The 19,157-nt window shown below is 67.8% G+C and carries 17 protein-coding genes and 1 pseudogene; 12 read left to right on the top strand and 6 right to left on the bottom strand.

The genetic code is table 11. The features are described from left to right. Positions 1-20: 20 nt before the first annotated feature. Together AC3WS6_RS12990 and AC3WS6_RS12985 are read left to right on the top strand one after the other, a co-directional pair. Positions 21-200, top strand: coding sequence for a hypothetical protein (locus tag AC3WS6_RS12990; RefSeq protein ID WP_201470152.1), 180 nt, complete (start codon positions 21-23; stop codon positions 198-200). A gap of 338 nt (positions 201-538) precedes the next feature. After that, positions 539-928 carry a hypothetical protein gene (locus tag AC3WS6_RS12985; RefSeq protein WP_492501395.1) on the top strand — a complete coding sequence of 130 codons (390 nt, stop codon included), beginning with the start codon at positions 539-541 and terminating at the stop codon, positions 926-928. A 6-nt stretch (positions 929-934) separates the two neighbouring features. Here the strand turns inward: AC3WS6_RS12985 and AC3WS6_RS12980 are convergent, their stop codons facing one another. The 3 genes from AC3WS6_RS12980 to imuA' are packed head-to-tail and all read right to left on the bottom strand — an operon-like array spanning position 935 to position 6,731. Further along, entirely contained in the window at positions 935-4,399 is a 3,465-nt protein-coding gene (locus tag AC3WS6_RS12980; RefSeq protein ID WP_492501394.1) for an error-prone DNA polymerase, read from the bottom strand. Beyond that, positions 4,399-5,937 (bottom strand): DNA polymerase Y family protein, encoded by a 1,539-nt coding sequence (locus AC3WS6_RS12975; protein ID WP_492501393.1) that lies wholly within the window; start codon positions 5,935-5,937, stop codon positions 4,399-4,401. Before AC3WS6_RS12975 ends, AC3WS6_RS12980 begins: the two co-directional genes overlap by 1 nt. Continuing rightward, positions 5,934-6,731, bottom strand: coding sequence for a DnaE2-dependent mutagenesis accessory factor ImuA' (gene imuA', locus AC3WS6_RS12970; protein WP_492501392.1), 798 nt, complete (start codon positions 6,729-6,731; stop codon positions 5,934-5,936). Before imuA' ends, AC3WS6_RS12975 begins: the two co-directional genes overlap by 4 nt. A 163-nt stretch (positions 6,732-6,894) precedes the next feature. Between imuA' and AC3WS6_RS12965 the strand changes: the two genes are divergently transcribed. From AC3WS6_RS12965 to AC3WS6_RS12945, 5 genes are read left to right on the top strand one after another with little or no spacing between them, the layout of a single operon-like run. Next, positions 6,895-7,362, top strand: a complete 468-nt coding sequence (locus AC3WS6_RS12965) for a prepilin peptidase (RefSeq protein ID WP_492501391.1) — start codon at positions 6,895-6,897, stop codon at positions 7,360-7,362. A 37-nt stretch (positions 7,363-7,399) separates the two neighbouring features. Next, entirely contained in the window at positions 7,400-7,612 is a 213-nt protein-coding gene (locus tag AC3WS6_RS12960) for a response regulator (RefSeq protein ID WP_492501390.1), read from the top strand. Continuing rightward, the gene (locus tag AC3WS6_RS12955; protein WP_492501389.1) at positions 7,605-8,249 is read left to right on the top strand and encodes a CYTH domain-containing protein; all 645 of its coding nucleotides are present in this window, start codon (positions 7,605-7,607) and stop codon (positions 8,247-8,249) included. The genes AC3WS6_RS12960 and AC3WS6_RS12955 overlap by 8 nt, the downstream gene beginning before the upstream one ends. Before the next feature lie 53 nt (positions 8,250-8,302). Continuing rightward, a complete protein-coding gene (locus AC3WS6_RS12950) occupies positions 8,303-9,457 on the top strand; it encodes a type III polyketide synthase (protein ID WP_492501388.1) in 1,155 nt (384 codons plus the stop codon). Continuing rightward, positions 9,454-10,173 carry a methyltransferase domain-containing protein gene (locus AC3WS6_RS12945; protein WP_492501387.1) on the top strand — a complete coding sequence of 240 codons (720 nt, stop codon included), beginning with the start codon at positions 9,454-9,456 and terminating at the stop codon, positions 10,171-10,173. Before AC3WS6_RS12950 ends, AC3WS6_RS12945 begins: the two co-directional genes overlap by 4 nt. A gap of 56 nt (positions 10,174-10,229) precedes the next feature. On the opposite strand, the gene lpdA is transcribed toward AC3WS6_RS12945, so the two are convergent. Then, complete coding sequence (gene lpdA, locus AC3WS6_RS12940) at positions 10,230-11,627, bottom strand: dihydrolipoyl dehydrogenase (protein ID WP_492501386.1); 1,398 nt, start codon at positions 11,625-11,627, stop codon at positions 10,230-10,232. A gap of 9 nt (positions 11,628-11,636) precedes the next feature. After that, positions 11,637-12,332: a copper resistance CopC family protein gene (locus tag AC3WS6_RS12935; protein ID WP_492501385.1), complete on the bottom strand. Its 696-nt coding sequence runs from the start codon at positions 12,330-12,332 to the stop codon at positions 11,637-11,639. A 100-nt stretch (positions 12,333-12,432) separates the two neighbouring features. Between AC3WS6_RS12935 and AC3WS6_RS12930 the strand changes: the two genes are divergently transcribed. The 3 genes from AC3WS6_RS12930 (at position 12,433) to AC3WS6_RS12920 (ending at position 14,250) form a co-directional block, all read left to right on the top strand. Continuing rightward, positions 12,433-12,918 carry an FHA domain-containing protein gene (locus tag AC3WS6_RS12930; protein ID WP_492501384.1) on the top strand — a complete coding sequence of 162 codons (486 nt, stop codon included), beginning with the start codon at positions 12,433-12,435 and terminating at the stop codon, positions 12,916-12,918. Next, a complete protein-coding gene (ftsR, locus tag AC3WS6_RS12925; RefSeq protein ID WP_492501383.1) occupies positions 12,918-13,604 on the top strand; it encodes a transcriptional regulator FtsR in 687 nt (228 codons plus the stop codon). Before AC3WS6_RS12930 ends, ftsR begins: the two co-directional genes overlap by 1 nt. A 100-nt stretch (positions 13,605-13,704) precedes the next feature. Beyond that, the gene (locus AC3WS6_RS12920; protein ID WP_492501382.1) at positions 13,705-14,250 is read left to right on the top strand and encodes a MerR family transcriptional regulator; all 546 of its coding nucleotides are present in this window, start codon (positions 13,705-13,707) and stop codon (positions 14,248-14,250) included. Between the two features lie 110 nt (positions 14,251-14,360). Here the strand turns inward: AC3WS6_RS12920 and AC3WS6_RS12915 are convergent, their stop codons facing one another. Beyond that, positions 14,361-15,173 carry a ParA family protein gene (locus tag AC3WS6_RS12915; RefSeq protein WP_201471632.1) on the bottom strand — a complete coding sequence of 271 codons (813 nt, stop codon included), beginning with the start codon at positions 15,171-15,173 and terminating at the stop codon, positions 14,361-14,363. Between the two features lie 93 nt (positions 15,174-15,266). Here AC3WS6_RS12915 and AC3WS6_RS12910 point away from each other — a divergent pair, with 93 nt between their 5' ends. Next, entirely contained in the window at positions 15,267-18,674 is a 3,408-nt protein-coding gene (locus AC3WS6_RS12910) for a pyruvate carboxylase (protein WP_492501381.1), read from the top strand. Positions 18,675-18,743: 69 nt separating this feature from the next. After that, positions 18,744-19,157, top strand: a pseudogene (locus AC3WS6_RS12905) (hypothetical protein); the annotation flags it as partial.

The raw sequence follows: 19,157 nt of genomic DNA, 5'->3' as shown, positions 1-19,157 counted from the left end.
TCCCAACAGAGGAGATGGCAATGAGTGATCTGCAGAACACGCACGGAACCCCTGGCGCCGACGAAGAGGCTGACACCGCGTCCGGCGGCGCCCCCGACGATTCGACCTCGGGCGACACGTCGAAGAGCACCGATGAGATCCTCGAGGACGAGACGACCGACGATGAAGGCAAGCCCCTGGAGAACCCGTCGGGCGGCTGAGTCGACATTCCACCAGCGCACGAGAGCATCGCTTGCCGGGCAACCGGCGGCGGTGCTCTCCGTCGCTCATGAGCCGTCCGGGGTGGTTGCCCTCCCGAGTCACCCACCCCAGATGGATCGCTCGAGAGGGCTCACCGTCCATCCCGGACGGTAGGGGAGGCGGCGAAATCTCGCTGCTCTCGTCGGCTGATTCCCCATTCCTCAGCCGGTAGCCCCCGCTACTGAATGCAGAATATCGCGAAATGCGCTTGTCCGCCATTTGGGGGACAAAGAAATATACGAATGTTTCTTCCGGATTCCGGGGTTGCCGTGAGAGCACCGACTCATAGAGTGGGGTGATGGACAGAAAGCTCGTGCTGGACGCGCAGGTCTCCATCCCCATCGGCCATCGCGTCGAGGTGACCGAGCATGTCGTCGAGGCTACGGGAAAGCCGGCGGTGCTCCTGATCGTCGACCTCGAGACGGGTATTCGTTACCGTCGTGAAGGTGTGGCTCTGGGCGAGCTCGTGCGCTGGTTCGGCCGAGTCGTCGACTGCACTGTGACGATCGGCGGTCGCACCGCCTACACCGCGCTTGCAATCGATACCGACGGCGACGGAAGCGGGGCGGCGGGTGCCGAAGCCGCACTGCTCGGAGCGGATGCCGCGGTCGAGGCGGCGAAAGCGCAGGCCGCACGCTGGGGCGGCGGCGACCGCCTGCCGGAGCCGGAGCCCGAACGCTTCTGGTGACGGCGGTCACCGGAAATCGCGCGAACGGTGCGATACCCCGGTGCGGAGATCTTCGAAGGCATCGGCCAGCACATTCACCACCCCTTCGGGCGAACGCTCGAGGATGCCTCGGATGATGAGTGCCGGTGAATCACGAGCGATCCGTCGATAGCGCCCCCACACGCCCGTCGAGCAGATCACATTGACGAGACCGCTCTCGTCTTCGAGGTTGAGGAATGTGACGCCCGCCGCCGTCGCCGGACGCTGCCGGTGCGTGACGAGCCCTGCCACCTCCACACGTCGTCCGACCTCATGGTTCTGGAGGTCTGCGGAGGAGAGCACCCCGCGCTCACGCAGCGCACCGCGAAAGTGTGACATCGGATGGTCGTCGGTCGAGACGCCGGTCGACCAGAGATCTGCCGAGAGACGCTCATAACTGGACTGGTCGCTGAACAGCGGCGGCTGTACGGACACGGTCGTACCAGGAAGATACTGCGCGCGGTCCTCAGCCGCTGCGCCCGAGAGCCAGATCGCCTCTCGCCGCTGGAGTCCGAGGCACTCGAAGGCGCCGGCCGTCGCCAGAGCCTCCAGCTGCGCGGCCGTGGCATCGGTCCTCCGAACCAGATCGTTCAGGTCCCGGTAGGGCCCCTCGGCGTCGCGCTCCGCCACGATCCGCTCGGCCAGTGGCATGCCGATCCCGCGCACGCCGCTGAGCCCGAGGCGCACCGCATAGGCACCGTCTCTGCGATGCTGCGCCGATTCGTCGGGGCGGGACCGATCGAACCGAGGGACGGGCGGCTGTGCCGAATCGCTGCAGGAGTCGAGGCCCGTCGGCATCCGCAGCGGTGCGCCGCCGTCGAGAGGCTCGAGGATCTCGGTCGCTCCCGAGGCGTGCAGATCTGGTCGTCGCACCTCGACGCCGTGCCTCCGAGCATCAGCCGTCAGGGTCGACGCGGAATAGAAGCCCATCGGCTGTGATCGCAGGAGGCCGGCGAGGAAAGCCGCGGGATAGTGCAGCTTGAGCCAGGAGCTCGCATAGACGAGAAGGGCGAATGACAGCGAGTGCGACTCGGCGAAGCCGAAGTTCGAGAACGCCTGGATCTGCGCGTAGATGCGGTCGGACTGCTCGGCGGTCATGCCGCGTCGGGACATGCCAGCATAGAGCTTGTCGCGCACCTTCTCGATCTTCTCGAGGCCGCGCTTCGACCCCATGGCGCGGCGCAGAAGGTCGGCTTCGTCAGCGGTGCAGTCGCCGATGGCCGTCGCCATCTGGATCAGCTGCTCTTGGAAGATGGGGATGCCCAACGTCCTCTTCAGGATCGGCTCGAGATCGCTGTGCGGATAGGGGATCTCGAGCACCACCGGGTCTTCGCCGCGCCTGGCCCGGGCGCGGTTCTCCTCATCGAGCGCGTCCTTCGCGATCTTGCGGCGGACGAACGGATGCACGGCCCCGCCCTGGATGGGGCCGGGGCGGATGAGGGCGATCTGAATGGCGAGGTCGTAGAAGGCGCGGGGCTGCAGGCGGGGGAGCAGACCGATCTGCGCGCGGGACTCGACCTGGAACACGCCGATCGAGTCTGCTCGGCACAGCATGTCGTAGACAGCGGGTTCTTCTTTCGGAAGGGTCGCCAGCGTCCACTCCTCGCCCGTGGCATCGCGGATGAGATCGAAGCAGTGCTGCAGCGCCGCCAGCATCCCGAGCCCCAGCAGGTCGAATTTGACGAGCCCCATCCAGGCGGCATCGTCTTTGTCCCACTGGATCACCGTGCGGTTCTCCATGCGTGCATGCTCCACGGGTACGACCTCGCCGACGGGTCGGGCCGTGAGCACCATCCCTCCGGAATGGATGCCGAGGTGTCGAGGGGCCTTCAGCAGCTCACCCGCGTAGTCGATGACGTTCTGCGGGATGTCGTGCTCCTCGGCCATCTCCAGTCCCGAGCTCCAGCCGTCGACCTGCCGGGACCATGCATCCTGCTGGCCCGGCGAGTATCCGAGGGCCCTCGCCATATCGCGCACGGCGTTCTTGGGACGGTACTGGATGACGTTGGCCACCTGAGCGGCACGCTCCCGCCCATACTCGCCGTACACCCACTGGATGATCTCCTCACGACGGTCGGAGTCGAAGTCCACATCGATGTCGGGCTCTTCCTGCCGGGTGGTGGCGAGGAAGCGCTCGAACGGCAGCCGATACAGGATGGGGTCGACTGCAGTGATCCCGAGCAGATAGCAGACAGCACTCGCAGCGGCCGATCCGCGGCCCTGGCACAGGATGCGGCGGCGCTTCGCCTCGGTGACGATGCCGTGCACGATGAGGAAGTATCCGGGGAAGTCCTTCTCCTCGATCACGTCGAGCTCACGCTCGATCCGGCGATGACCGTCGGAATCCAGGTTCGGATACTTCGTGGGCACTGCTTGCCAGACCAATTGCCGCAGCCAGCTCATGGGAGTGTGGCCGTCGGGGACCTTCTGCTGCGGCAGCGCAGGACGTGCTCGGCGTAGCGGGAAAGCCGATGCTGCTGCGAGTTCGAGCCCATAGGAGATCGCCCCCGGATACCGTCGGAAGCGCGCCGTCATCTCCGCCCCGCTACGCAGGTGCGCTCCTCCGTGCGAAGGGAGCCAGCCGTCAAGGTCGTCCATGCTCCGCACGGCCCGCACAGCCGCCACCGCCTCGGCGAGCGACGCCCGCTCCGGGGTGGCGTAATGCACGTTGTTGGTCGCCAGTAGGGGAAGCCGCAGCCTGCGGGCGAGATCCGCCAGCGCGTCGTTGCGGCGAGTGTCGAGCGGGTCGCCGTGATCGAACAGCTCGACGGCGACATGGTCCTGGCCGAACAGGTCGACGAGCCGTCGCAGGGGAGTCAGGGCGTCCCCGGATTCGAGACCGCGACGTACGCCGCCCTTGCGGCACCCGGTGAGGATCGTCCACTGTCCGTCGGCTGTCGCCGCGAGCTCATCGAGATCGTAGACGGGACGACCCTTCTCTCCTCCACGCAGGTGGGCGGCGGTCATGGCGCCCGAGAGTCGGTGATACCCCTCCAGGCCGTCGGCGATCACGAGCAGATGCTCCCCGACAGGGTCTGCCGCCCCACGCTGGGGTGCGTCGAGACCGAGTGACAGCTCGGCGCCGTAGACCGTCTGCACATCGACCTGCATGAGCTCGGCGACCTCGGCGAAGCGAGCCGCACCGTAGAAGCCGTCATGATCGGTGAGCGCCAGGGCGGTGAGACCGAGCCGTTCGGCCTCGGCCAAGAGGTCTTCCGGCGAGGAGGCGCCGTCGAGGAACGAGTACGACGAGTGCGCGTGCAGCTCGGCATAGGGGACGGCGTCATCGGGCCGCGTCATCGCTGTCGGCGGAGTACGCGTGCGGCGGGTGCTGATCGGCCCGGGATCCGGGCGGATCGTCGGAGGCTCACCGCCGATCGGATGGGGAGACTCCTCACCGCTCAGGGCTCGCTCGAGCTCGCTCCATGTCATCGGCGGGTTGTGCCACCCCATCAGCGATACCTTCCTTCGGCCCACCAGCGGCCGCCGGCGCAGAAGACGAGCCAGGCCCTGTCATGACCGTCGACGATCTGAAGCCGATGCCCTCTCTTGCCGCCGGACGAATCCCAGCGCCGTTCATGGATCGGCCACGGCCCCGCCCACGCGCGCACGTCGTCGCCATCGATGTGAGAGGGAGCGGCAGACAGCGCGCCACGCTCGTCGACGGCGATCGTCTCTCCTCGCTCTGAACGGACTCCGATCGGTCGAGGAGGCAGGAACACCTCTGCCGGCAGCGGGTCGGGCAGGCTGCCGGGCCAGGGGCGCTCCGGGTCTCGGGGAGCGACAGGCCGCTCTCCCCAGGGAGTGAGGACCTGGCGATCCGCGAGCCAGCGGCCGCCCGAGAGAGCGGCGGTGACCACTCCCTGATGACCGAGCATGGTCTGCACTCGGGACACCGCATGATGCAGACGCTCGTCCGTGCCGGAACCGAAGAGTCCGGGCTGATGGTGGGCAGCGTCGTCCACCGCCACAGGAACGATACGCACCAGGATGATGCCCCCGAATGCCCGCGCCTCGTCGACGGGACTCTTGGCGGACTCGGCAGCCAACGCCTCCAGCTGCCAGCGGACCCTGTCGACGAGGTCGGCCGCATCGAAACAGGTGGGGTGCAGCCACGGGCGGGAGAACACCGCTCCGTTGTCGTCGGTCAGGTCGATGCGGATCTCGGTGCAGACGACGGATGCCTCGCCCAGCGCGAGCATGACCGAGTCGGCGGTCTGCCGAACCGCGAACGCCACCTGATCGGCCCCGGCCAGAGGCGACTCGAATTCGATCGAGCGCACCAGCTCAGGGTCGGGCGGACGAGGCACCACCCCTCGGGAGTCGGCGCCGGCGGCGAGGGCGTGCATGCGGGCGCCGCGCTCGCCGAATCGATCGCGCACCTCGATCTCGTCGAGCGCCGCGAACTCGCCGAGCGTGCGAACGCCGAGTCTCACCAGCAGGCCCGTGAGCTGATCATCGCGCAGAACCCGCACGGGGAGCGGTCGGAGGAAGTCCTGCGCGCGGCCCGGGGGCACGACGGTGCAGGCCGTGGGTCCTCTGGCAGCGAGTTCAGCCGTGAACGGACCGTCGGCGATGCCCACGCGCACCTCGGGGAAGCCGGCCTCGGCCAGCATGTTGATCAGGCTGTCTGCGGCTGCGCCCTCACCATCGTGATAGCGAGAGATGCCGCGGGCGCGTACGGCGGCGAGTCCCGGTCGCAGCATCGCCACTCCGGGCGCGTTCTTCTCGATGAGTTGGATCAGCGGCAGGAACGCCCGCTCGTCACGAGCCGGGTCGTGCGGCAGCACCCGCAGCGAGGAGAGATGCCCCTGCGCGACCCTGCGGCGTTGCCCTGCGCGCACTCCGTGCTCTCGGGCGGATGCGGTGCAGGCGACGACGGTGTTCGCGTGCATGAGAGCGGTCGGCGCATGTGGCGGTGGCCCTCCCAGTGCTGCACGCAGCGGCCAATCCGGGAACCACAGGACGAGCACGCGCAACGGGGCGGTCACCCTGCCACCGCCAGAGGTCGGTATTCACGTTCGCCGTCGTCTCCCTGGTCGCGCAGGGCGGGCAACGCGGTCAAGCCGGTCACCGTCTCGACGGGGGTCTCCGCGGGAAGGTCCTCGATTCCGCCCTGAGGACCGGGCAGGCGCACTCGAACGCTCATCGGCAGGGGGCTGTGCCGTGTCGTCGCGGTCACCGTGGCCGTGGATCCTTCGATCAGACCCCACCCTTCGCCGATGCCCTCCCAGTGCTGATCGTGCAGCCGGATCGTGCCCTCGCTCTGCGGCCAGGCGCCTGCCGACGCGGATTCGGTGACGAGAAGGGTGCCTCCTCGATCCCGCAGGCGGGCGCTCAGGCGCGACACGTCGGCGTCGCGTGCCCGGCTGCCGGGCTGCACGGCGATCAGCGGGACGACCTCGGCGAGTGCGGAGGTCGCCGCCAGCCATCGTTCTCCGGGCTCTGGGACGAGGATCAGCCGGGGCAGAGCGATGCCGAATGCGGCGGCGGCCTCGACGCCCAGTGTGGGCATGCCGACCACCGCGCACCAGAGACCGCGGCGTGAGGCGGCGCTGAGAAGGGCGAGCACCAGGCTCGGCGAGGGGGAGACCGTGTAGGCGGTTCCCGTCTGCAGACCCTGTTCGGGAAGCAGAGAGGAGAAGGCTGTGTCGAGGGGGAGCAGTGGAAGATCGCTGCGGCGTCGCTGCATACGGCTGATCTCTCGACGCAGCCGCAGGACCTCTCCGGCGCGAGAGTCGCCCACCGGAGAGAGCGCGGTCACCGCTTCGAGCCCGATCCCCATGTGTCCATCCTCGAATATATGTACTAGTAAATCAACTGGAGATGATGACTCTATTTCGAACGTCCGACATTCGCGGAACCGTGCCGAGGCCGGGCGCGGCGCCTCGGGCGACGTTATCCACACCGCTCTCCGCGGCCTCCCGCATCTCTTCTACCCTTCCCCAATGGATCCCCGCACCCTGGCTCTGATCGTGGTGCACCTCGCACTCTTCGCGGTGGGCTGTGCCCTCCTCGTCATCGACGTCCGCTCGCACCGGCTGCCGGACCGGATCGTGCTGCCCACCCTCGGGGCACTCCTCGCCCTCGTGATCCTCGACGCGCTCCTGGGCGAGACTGCGCGTTCGGTGAGAGCCGGCGCCGGCATGCTGATCCTCGGGGGCTTCTACGCGCTGCTGCGCCTGACCAGCCGCGAGGGGATGGGAGGAGGCGATGTGAAGCTCGCCGCTGTGATCGGCCTCGTGCTCGGCTGGCACGGGTGGCGGGCGCTCGCCGTGGGCGCTGCCGCCGCGTTCGTGCTCGGGGCGATATACGCCACCGTGCTGATGTCGCTGCGCAGGGCGGATCGGTCCACTCGCATCGCGTTCGGACCGTGGATGATCATCGGGGCGATGCTCGGCATACTCGTGGCATGACGCACCGATCACCTGAGTCGGGGTTAGGGTGAAGCACATGGCACTCGCACGACTCCACGGAGGCCCGCTCGACGGGCAGATCATTCCCCTCGACGATGCGGACGACAAGCTGATCGTCCCCTACAGCGAGACGCAGGTGGTGTACAACCGCCGCGGTGACGAGCAGAACACCGGCAGCGATGACGGTCCCACCGAGATCGACTACTGGTACGACGAAGCACTCGAGGAGATCAATCCCTCGGATGACTGAGCACCACCCCGCTCCGCAGTCGCACTCCGAACCGTCCAGGGTCGTCGAGGTCGAGCGCAAGTACGACGTCGACGACACCACTCCGCTTCCGGCGTGGGTCGGGATACCCGGAGTGGAGGCCGTGTCGTCAGGCGAGGTGCGCGAACTCGACGCGCGCTATTTCGACACGGCAGACGCCCAGCTGTCCCGTTCAGGGGTCGCACTTCGACACCGCACCGGCGGCCCCGATGCCGGATGGCACATCAAGGGGCCGAGGGAGGGCGACGGACGCCTCGAGATCGGCTGGCCTCTCGGCGACGACGACGGCATCCCGGATGCGGTGAGCGCCGCCGTCTCGCGATGGGCGACGGGGGCGCTGACTCCGCTCGCGCGGATCGAGAACACCCGAACGGCATACCTGCTCACGGGCAACGCCGGGGTGGTCGCCGAGTTCGTCGACGATCGCGTCCGCGCGACCGACGTGAGACACGATGTGCAGCGTGAATGGCGGGAGTGGGAGTTCGAACTCGGTCCGGCAGCTCCCGCGGATGCGGCAGGGCGCGAAGCCCTCTTCGACGCCGCGGAGCGGGTGATCTCCGAAGCCGGGGGTCGCGACGCGTCATCCGGCTCGAAACTCGCCCGTGCTCTGGGTTTCTGACCCACGGCGCAACCCCCTTCCGCGGCGGCGCGCGGGCATGCTTGAGTGACAGCATGACCCGCTCTGCCGTACTCCGCTCGTTGCGGACGATCGTTCCCGACACCGTCATCGAGCAGCACGAGGTGCGCGACATCTTCGCCTCGCAGCCCGACGTCGGACGCCTCGCGCAGCGGATCATCGGGGCGTCGTTCAACGGATCGGGCATCGACACCCGTCACACCGTCATCCGAGAGCTCTCGCCCACGGCGGACACCGACGACACGATGTTCTTCGACCGGGCGACGGGCCGTCTGCAGTCGCCCGGCACCGCGGCGCGCAACGACCTCTACACGCGCGAGGCGTCGCGTCTCTTCGTCGAGGTCGCGCGCAGCGCCGTGGACGCAGACCCCGACATCGTCGCCGCGGACATCACACACGTCATCACAGCATCGTGCACGGGCTTCCACGCACCCGGTCCCGAGTACGAGATCGTTCGCGGCCTCGGTCTCTCCGACAGCGTGCAGCGCTATCACCTCGGTTTCATGGGCTGCTACGCCGCGCTGCCGGCGCTCCGTGCGGCGAGCCAGTTCTGTGCGGCTGACCCCACAGCCGTGGTGCTCGTGGTCAGCGTCGAGCTGTGCACCGTGCATCTCCGCTCATCAGAGGACCCGGATCTCATCGTCGCCAACTCCCTCTTCGCAGACGGAGCGGCGGCAGGCATCGTCACGGCGCGCGACCTCGCCACCCCGGTGCCGTCCGTCCGCCTCGACGGCTTCCATACCGCGATCGCCGCCGAGGGTGAGAAGGACATGGCCTGGACCATCGGCGACCACGGCTTCGAGATGATCCTGTCGACCAAGGTGCCTCAGATCATCGGCGAGACCATCATCGGCGCGATCCGTCCGCTCTACACGCGCGAGGGCGAGCTCGCGGCCGCGTTCGACGAGGGGCGTGTGGGGGAGCGGGTGGAGCACTGGGCGATCCACCCCGGCGGACGCAGCATCCTCGACCGCGTGCAGGAGCGATTGAATCTCAGCGACGATCAACTGCACCCCGCCCGTGAGACGCTGCGCGAGAACGGGAACATGTCGAGCGCGACCGTGCTCTTCGTGATCAAGCGGATCCTCGACGACGGTGCGATCGAGGGGTCTCGCGTCGCGGCGATGGCCTTCGGCCCCGGGCTGACCGCCGAGAGCGCGCTGATGACGGTCACGACCGGCGTCTCGTGAGGCACGACCTCTCGACGCGCGCCACCGAGATGCGCGAGCTCATGGACGATCCCGATGCCGACATCGCGATGCTCGAGCGCACCTACGCGCGCTTCCGTCTGGTCAACGCTCTGGTCTCGCGGCCCGGGCTGCTCTATCGCCGGGACATCCTGCCGCGCGCCCGCCGCGGCCCGATCCGCATCCTCGACATCGGCGCGGGTGGGGGAGACGTGTGCCGGATGATCGCGGCGCGATCGCGGCGAGCAGGGCTCGATGTGGAGATCACGGCGCTGGATGCCGACGAGCGGGCGATGCGCTGGGCGGCAGAGCACGACGGAGGAGCCGGCATCCGATATCGCTGCGCCCTCTCGTCGGATCTCGTGGCGGAGGGCGAGCAGTACGACGTGGTCTTCTCGAATCACGTGCTGCACCACCTCACCGCGGCGGAGCTCGACGGCCTGCTTCGCGACTCCGACGCGCTCGTCGACGCCGGCGGCGTGGTGGTCCACCGCGACATCGCCCGCACTCGACTCGCATACGGGCTGTACGACGCCGCGACGTGGCTCCTCGCGAGCACGCTGTTCCGAGGATCGTTCATCCGAGAGGACGGCCTCATCAGCATCCGTCGCTCGTACACGAGGGGAGAACTCGCCTCCGTCGTGCCGTCCGGATGGACCGTGCGCTTCGGCCTCCCCTCACGGCTGGAGCTGCGCACGCACGCCGACGCGGCGTCATGACGCACGAAGGCCCGGCCACGCGTGAGCGTGCCGGGCCTTCGAGTCGATCGCGGTGATCAGAAGTTGATCATGTGACCTGCGAGGCCGTGGAAGCCCTCCTGCAGCGCCTCCGACAGCGTCGGGTGCGTGTGCACGTTGCGAGCCAGCTCGAGGGCCGTGAGGTCCCACTTCTGGGCCAGCGTCAGCTCGGGCAGGAGCTCCGACACGTCGGGTCCGATCATGTGAGCACCGATGAGCTCGAGGTGCTCGGCGTCGGCGATCAGCTTGACGAAACCGACGGGCTCGCCGAGCCCGTGCGCCTTGCCGTTGGCCATGAACGGGAACGTCGCGACCTTGATCTCGCGTCCCTCGTCCTTGGCCTGCTGCTCGGTGAGTCCGAACGAGGCGACCTGCGGCGAGCAGAACGTCGCGCGCGGCATCATGCGGTAGTCGCCCAGCGTCTGGGTCTCTGCGCCGCCGATGGTCTCTGCAGCCACGACGCCCTGCGCCTCGGCCACATGGGCGAGCTGCAGCTTGGCTGTGACGTCGCCGATGGCGTAGATGCCCTCGACGTTGGTACGCATGTGGTCGTCGATTTCGATCGCGCCGCGCTCGGTGAGCTTCACACCGGTGGCCTCGAGGCCGAAGCCCTCGATGTTGGGGGCGAAGCCGACCGACATGAGCACCTTGTCGGCCTCGATCGACGACTGCTGACCGTCCTTGCCGGTGTAGGAGACCGTGACCGACGAGCCGTTGTCGACGACGGACTCGACCTTGGTGGAGGTGAGGATGTCGACGCCGTAGTTCTTGTACTGCTTGGCGATCTCCTTCGACACGTCGGCATCCTCGTTGGGGAGTGCGCGGTCGAGGAACTCGATGATCGTGACCTTGACGCCGTAGTTCGTCATGACATAGGCGAACTCCATGCCGATGGCGCCGGCGCCCACGATGACGATCGACTTGGGCAGTTCGCGGCTGAGGATCTGCTCCTCGTAGGTCACGACGTTGTCGCTGAGCTGGACGCCGGGGAGCAGGCGCACCTTCGATCCTGTCGCGATGATCGCATTGTCGAAGGTCACCTCTTCGGTCGTGCCGTCGGCCTTGGCGACCGAGATCGCCTTGGGGCCGGTGAAGGTGCCGCGACCGTCGTACTCGGTCACCTTGTTCTTCTTCATCAGGAAGTGGATGCCCTTGACGCGACCGTCGGCGACGACGCGGCTGCGGTCGAACGCCTTGCCGTAGTCGATCGTGAACTCACCCGAGATGCCGAAGAAGTCGGCCTTGTGGTTGAGGGTGTGCGCGAGCTCCGCGTTCTTCAGAAGAGCCTTGGAGGGGATGCAGCCCACGTTGAGGCACACACCACCCCAGTACTTCTCTTCGATGATGGCGGTGGACAGACCGAGCTGCGCGCTGCGGACCGCAGCGACGTATCCGCCGGGACCTGCACCCAGGATGACGACATCGTAGTGTGGCATGCCTTAAGCCTATCGCTCTGCGGGTGCGTCGGAGTCTCGGCCCGAAGGGCCAGGGGAGTGCTCCGAGGAGCTCGCACGGCGCCCCTTGAGAGCGACCGCGATGACGGCCGCGACGACGAGGATCACGATGCCCGCGATCGCGAGGATCCAGATCCAGGCGGGCGACGCCGAGGACTCCTCAGGGGCGGCGGGTGCGGCGGTATCGGCAGCGGCATCGCTGGCTGTGGGGGCGGGCGCTGCCGTCTGTGCAGGCGGCGTCGGCTCGGCAGTCGCGGTGCCCTCGGGAGCGGTCGGTTCGACGACGGTGGACGTGGCGACCGTGAAGGAGAACTGCCCGGAGGTCGGGTGCCCGTCGCTCGAGACGACCTTCCACGTGACGTCGTACGTGCCTGCCGCGCCCTGGGCCGCGAGTGGCTGGGTCACGATCGCCCCGTCGACGCTCGCCGGACCGTCTGTCACGGACGCGCCGGATGCGTCGGTGACGACTACCTCGGTGGCGCCCTCGGCATCGATGAGCTTGGCGCTGAATGCCAGCGTCAGCTCCGACGGCAGGGTGTCGACCGTGCTGCCCGCTTCGGGGGATGACGAGATCAGACTGTCGTGCGCCGAGGCCGCAAGCGGCGAGACCAGCACCAGGAAGGCGGTCAGCAGGGCTGCGGCGAGGGCGATCGGAGTTGCGGGGAGGCCTCGGACGTCGGTTTTCACGAGTCCAGCTTAGGAACACGCGGTATGCGTCGACTGAGTGAGAACCGGGATGCCGCGACCTCGCCCTGATCCGTTAGTCTGGAGGACTAGGAGGGCAGAAGTGACAGACAGCGAAGGCCGACAGGCCGGTGATGCCGCGATCCACCGTTCCGGCGAGCAGCGACACGATGTGACGCAGACGTTCGGACACGACTCGGATCTTTCCTTCGTGCCCTTCGGGGTCGAACTGACAGACGTCGAGCAGAGCGCCATCGCGGCGCTCCCCTCGGGTTCTGCTCTGCTGCTGATGCGCTCCGGCGCCCTCGCCGGCGCGCGCTACCTCCTCGACACCGATGTGACCACGGTCGGGCGACACCCCGAGGCCGACATCTTCTTCGACGACGTCACGGTGTCTCGACGTCATGCCGAGATCACGCGCTCGGGTGCATCTTTCGAGATCATCGATCAGCGGTCTCTCAACGGCACGTACGTGAACGGTGAGCGTGTCGATCGCAGCCCCCTCGTCGACGGCTCGGAGCTGCGGGTCGGGAAGTTCCGGCTGAACTTCTTCGCCTCTCCCGCCGATCGCGCCGCAGCGAACGCCTGATGGCGGCATCCTCCGCCCGCGAACGCTCCGCGTCCGCGGGCCTTCTGAGCATCGGCCAGGTGCTGGCGCGACTCACTCCCGAGTTTCCCGAACTCACTTCCAGCAAGCTGCGCTTCCTCGAAGTGCAGGGCATCGTCTCGCCCTCGCGGACCGAGTCGGGCTACCGCAAGTTCTCACAGGCCGACATCGAGCGTCTCCGCCTCGGGCTCACGCTTCAGCGCGATCACTACCTGCCGCTCAGCGTCATCCGCGAGCAGCTCGACGAGGCTGAGGCGAACGGCGATTCGGCCGCCTTCGCCCCGCCGCCGTCGATCGCGCCGGCGCCGCGCCGTTACCGGCGGGAAGAGCTTCTCTCCGCCGCCGGGGCGGGGCCGCAGCTCCTCAACGATGCGATCAGCACCGGCGTGATCATCGCTCAGGAGACATACTCCGAAGCGACCGTCACGCTGCTGCGTGGTCTGGTCGCGCTCGACCGCCATGGCATCGAGCCCCGTCACCTGCGTTCGCTGCGACAGGGTGCGGATCGCGAGGTCGCGCTGATCGAATCGGCCATGTCGGCACTTCTGCGACGCACGGATGCGCCATCGCGCGCCAAAGCGAGCGAGATGGCTCCGACGCTCGCCGCGAAGATCGACGAAGTGCGCTCGCTCTTCGTCAAGGAAGCACTCACACGACTGCTTTCGTAACGAACTGATTGCGACACACCTTCGGGGTCACACGGATGTCATTGCCGGTGCACGGGGGCTGCTCTAGCGTGGAGGTAACAGCTCCAGGGAGGATTTCCAGATGAATGCGGATGAGCGTGCAGGCGACCCGCGGTTCGTGCCCGAACTCCTCTTCACCGACGGTCTCCCGGCGATGGATGACGAGGTCGGCTACCGCGGCGCAGTCGCTGCTCGCGCCGCCGGAATCACCTACCGTCAGCTCGACTACTGGGCTCGCACAGAGCTGGTCGTCCCCACCGTTCGGGGCGCAAGTGGCTCGGGTTCGCAGCGCCTCTACGGCTTCCGCGACATCCTGGTGCTCAAGCTCGTGAAGAGTCTGCTCGACACGGGGATCTCCTTGCAGCAGATCCGCACCGCGGTCGACGAGCTCCGTCGCGCCGGCATCCGTGACCTCGCGGGCACCACGCTCATGAGCGACGGCGCCTCGGTGTACCTGTGCACCTCGAACGACGAGGTCATCGACCTCGTCAGCCGTGGCCAGGGCGTCTTCGGCATCGCGGTCGGCAAGGTCCTGCGAGAGGTCGAGTCCACGCTCGTCGCCTTCGACTCCGCGACACCGGACCAGGTCGACGAACTCTCGGTCCGCCGCTCGAAGCGCTCCGCCTGACATCCTGATCGACGAAGCGTGGGCATGCCCTCTCGGCATCTGCTGACTCCGTCCATCAACGAGAACGGCCATCCTCGCGGAGAGGATGGCCGTTCTCGTGTCTCTGGCTGTCAGGCCTGCGGGCCCGTCTCCGGCACCGGGATGCGTCCCGTGCGGATGATCCTGTCGAGCAGCGAGTCGAAGTCGGCTGCGAGTTCCTGAGCAGAGTCTCCGGGCCAGATGTGCAGAGGCTTCGCGGCGCCCTGGGCCTGCTGCAGCGAGGTGCGCTCCGGGAGCTGGGGTGAGAGCACGAGCGGGCCGAACATGTCGCGGAGCTCCTTGATGCGGAACTGGTGCTCGATCGACTGCGGACGCACGCGGTTCACCACGATGCCGAGCGGCTGGAGGCGCGGGGACAGGCCCCGGCGGATCTCCTCGATCGCGCGCAGCGCACGATCCGCAGCTGCCACGGAGAAGAGTCCGGGTTCGGTCACGACCATCACGCGATCGCTCGCCGCCCAGGCTGTGCGGGTCAGAGCGTTGAGCGACGGCGCGCAGTCGATGAGCACGAGGTCGTAGTCGGCCTCGACGGCGGCGAGTGCCTCTTCGAGCTTCCAGACGTCGCGCACGCTCGGGTGCGGACCGTCGAAGTTGATCGCCGACGGGCTGCCGATCAGCACGTCGATGGTTCCGGGGTGCACCTTCGCCCAGCCGCTGGCCGTGATCGCCTGGCGGACGACCTTCTCCTTGGGGTTGGCCAGGACATCGGCGACGTTGAGTCGTCCTGCCACCTGGATGTCCATGCCGGTGGACACATCGGACTGCGGGTCGAGGTCGACGACGAGCGTTCGGACACCACGTGCGAAGGCCGCTGAGGCCAGGCCGAGGGTCACGGTCGTCTTGCCGACGCCTCCCTTGAGAGAGCTGACGCTGAGTACGTGCACGAACACCACGTTACCTTCCCCTAGGCTGGGTGCACACTCAGCCCCGCCCCATGTGCGCCGATTGCGTCGTGCATCGAGCTTTCAGAGGTGTGCATGTTCCAGAAGATCCTTGTGGCGAACCGCGGTGAGATCGCGATCCGTGCCTTCCGAGCGGCCTACGAGGTCGGAGCGAGAACCGTTGCGGTGTTCCCTCACGAGGATCGCGGATCGGTTCATCGACTCAAGGCCGACGAGGCCTACGAGATCGGGGAGCGCGGGCATCCCGTGCGCGCGTATCTCGACGTCGACGAGATCATCAGGGTCGCCAAGCAGGCGGGCGCCGACGCGATCTACCCGGGGTACGGGTTCCTCTCCGAGAATCCCGAGCTCGCAGAGAAGGCGGCAGCCAACGGCATCGTCTTCATCGGACCTCCCGCGAACGTGCTCGAGATGGCCGGCAACAAGGTCGAGGCCAAGCGGCACGCTGTCGAAGCGGGGGTGCCCGTGCTCCGTTCCACGGAGGCATCCGACGTTGTCGAGACGCTCGTCGCCGAGGCGGGCGACATCGGCTTCCCGCTGTTCGCCAAGGCGGTGGCGGGCGGCGGCGGACGCGGTATGCGACGCGTGGAGAAGGCCGAGGAGCTCGCGCCTGCACTCGCCGAGGCGATGCGGGAGGCGCAGAGCGCGTTCGGCGATCCGCGGATGTTCCTCGAGCAGGCCGTCGTGCGGCCCCGTCACATCGAGGTGCAGATCCTTGCGGACAAGTCCGGCGAGACCGTGCACCTGTTCGAGCGAGACTGCTCGGTGCAGCGTCGTCACCAGAAGGTGGTCGAGATCGCGCCCGCGCCGAACCTCGATGACGGCATCCGCGCGGCCCTGCACGGGTACGCAGTCGCCTTCGCCAGGTCGATCGGGTACGAGAACGCGGGAACCGTCGAGTTCCTCCTCGAGACGGCCGGGGACCGCACGGGTGAAGTGGTGTTCATCGAGATGAACCCCCGAATCCAGGTCGAGCACACGGTGACCGAGGAGGTCACCGATGTCGATCTCGTGCAGAGCCAGATGCGCATCGCCGCCGGTCAGTCACTCGCCGATCTCGGGCTGCAGCAGGAGAACCTGCACGTCCGCGGTGCGGCGCTGCAGTGCCGGATCACGACAGAGGATCCGACCCAGGGCTTCCGCCCCGACACCGGCAAGATCACCACGTACCGGTCGCCGGGAGGCGCCGGCATCCGTCTCGACGGCGGAACCGTGCACCAGGGCGCGCAGATCAGCCCGCACTTCGACTCCATGCTCGCGAAGCTCACGTGCCGCGGGCGCGACTACCCGGCCGCCGTCGCCCGCGCTCGGAGAGCGCTGGCGGAGTTCCGCATCCGCGGTGTCTCCACCAACATCCCGTTCCTGCAGGCTCTGCTCGACGACGACGCGTTCGTCGCGGGCGACGTCAGCACCTCGTTTATCGACGAACGACCGGAGTTGCTCAAGGGGCGGGAGTCGAAGGATCGCGGCACCCGGATCCTGAACTGGCTGGTCGATGTCACCGTCAACAAGCCGCACGGCACCCACCCCGGTGTCATCGACCCACGTACCAAACTGCCTGTGCTCGATCCGGATGCCTCTCCGGTCGCCGGGTCGCGCCAGCGCCTCCAGGAGCTCGGGCCGGAGGGCTTCGCGCGAAGCCTCCGTGAGCAGAAGGCGCTCGCGATCACCGACACCACGTTCCGTGATGCGCATCAGTCTCTGCTCGCCACTCGCGTGCGCACCAGAGACCTGGTCGCCGCCGCTCCTTCCATAGCGCAGCTCACCCCGGAGCTCCTCTCGGTCGAGGCGTGGGGCGGCGCGACCTACGACGTCGCTCTGCGCTTCCTCGGCGAAGATCCCTGGGAGCGCCTCGACAAGCTTCGCGCCGCCCTGCCCAACATCGCGATCCAGATGCTGTTGCGAAGGCGGAACACCGTCGGCTACACGCCGTATCCGACCGCAGTGACCGAGGCCTTCGTGCGCGAGGCGGCGGCCAGCGGCGTGGACATCTTCCGTATCTTCGACGCGCTCAACGACGTCGAGCAGATGCGCCCGGCCATCGACGCCGTTCGTGCCACCGGCACCGCGGTCGCCGAGGTCGCGCTCTGCTACACCGGCGACCTGCTCGATCCCGCCGAGCACCTCTACACGCTGGACTACTACCTCGGCCTCGCCGAGCAGATCGTCGACGCGGGCGCGCACATCATCGCGATCAAGGACATGGCCGGCCTCTTGCGTCCCGCCGCCGCGGCGAAGCTCGTGAGCGCCCTCCGGGAGCGCTTCGATCTGCCGGTGCATCTGCATACGCACGACACTCCCGGCGGTCAGCTCGCCACGCTGCTCGCGGCCAGCGCCGTCGGAGTCGATGCGGTGGATGCCGCGTCAGCGCCGCTGTCCGGTACCACCAGCCAGCCGTCGTTGTCGTCGCTCGTGGCTGCGCTCGCCCACACGGACCGCGACAGCGGCATCGATCTCGGCGCCGTCTCCGACCTCGAACCGTACTGGGAAGCGGTGCGGCGGTTGTACGCACCGTTCGAATCCGGGCTGCCCGGCCCGACGGGACGCGTGTATCACCACGAGATCCCCGGCGGCCAGCTCTCGAACCTGCGTCAGCAGGCGAAGGCGCTCGGCCTCGCAGACGACTTCGAACTGATCGAGGACATGTACGCCGCCGCGGACCGCATCCTCGGACGCGTGCCGAAGGTCACGCCGTCGTCGAAGGTGGTGGGCGACCTCGCTCTCCATCTCGCGGCGGTCAAAGCGGATCCGGCCGACTTCGAGGCGAATCCCGAGAAGTACGATGTGCCCGACTCCGTCGTGGGCTTCATGGCGGGCGAGCTCGGCGACCTGCCTGGCGGGTGGCCGGAGCCGTTCCGCTCGAAGGTCCTGGCCGGTCGCACCGTGCGGACGGGCCTGGTGGAGATCTCGGCCGACGATGCAGCGGCTCTGGAGGGCGACAGCCCGACTCGTCGGGCGCGGCTCAACGCGCTGCTGTTCCCGGCGCCGACGCGAGAGTTCACGCAGACACGCGAGCAGTTCGGCGATGTCTCCGTCCTCGACACGAGCGACTACCTCTACGGACTCGTTCAGGGACAGGAGCATCTCGTCGAGATCGACAGGGGCGTGCAGCTCTATGTCGGTCTCGAGGCCATCGGCGATGCGGATGACAGGGGCATCCGCACCGTCATGACCACACTCAACGGCCAGTTGCGCCCTGTGTTCGTCCGCGACCGCGCAGTCACGGTCGATGCCCATGAGGTCGAGAGAGCCGACACCTCGGTTCCCGGCCAGGTCGCTGCCCCGTTCTCCGGAGTGGTGACGCTCAAAGTCGAGGTCGGCTCCACCGTGAGAGCGGGGGAGCCGGTCGCCTCGATCGAGGCGATGAAGATGGAAGCGGCCATCACCGCGACTGTCGACGGAGTCATCGAGAGGCTTGCCATCGGCGCCACCCAGCAGGTCGATGCCGGAGATCTTTTGGTCGTCATCAGTCCGGCACACTAATCTTGTGCGGGCGCGGGTCGCGCAGTTCTGAATGCGCACCCGAGGCCCGCGCAGGCTTGGAGTGACAACGTGACCCCGAAGAAAAGGGCAGAATCGCCGGACGATGAGTCCCGCGGGATGCTCGATGACGCCGCGTCGATGGACACGGCGGTGATCGGCATCCTCAGCGGCACCGCGCAGGTGAGCGTGCAACTGCCGAAGGACGACGAAGACGATCTCGCCGACGATGGAGTCGTCGAAGGAGAGGTCGTCGCAGACCTCATCGTCGACGAGCCCGTCTCTGCTGCGAAGGCTGCCGAGACCGTGAGCGCTGCGGATCTGCCGAGCATCCCGATGGAGCCGATCATCATCGAGCTGCCGCCAGAGCCAATCGCGCCGACGGCCGCGGAGCCGGAGCCTGAGCCTGAGCCTGAGCCGGTGCCGGAGACGGAGGCTGAGCCGGGGCTTGAGGCTGAGCACGAACCGGATTCGGAGCCCGAAGCT

The sequence above is a fragment of the Microbacterium sp. EB106-03-03-XG65 genome, from assembly GCF_058791955.1.
This window is presented reverse-complemented; position numbering and strand designations above follow the sequence as displayed.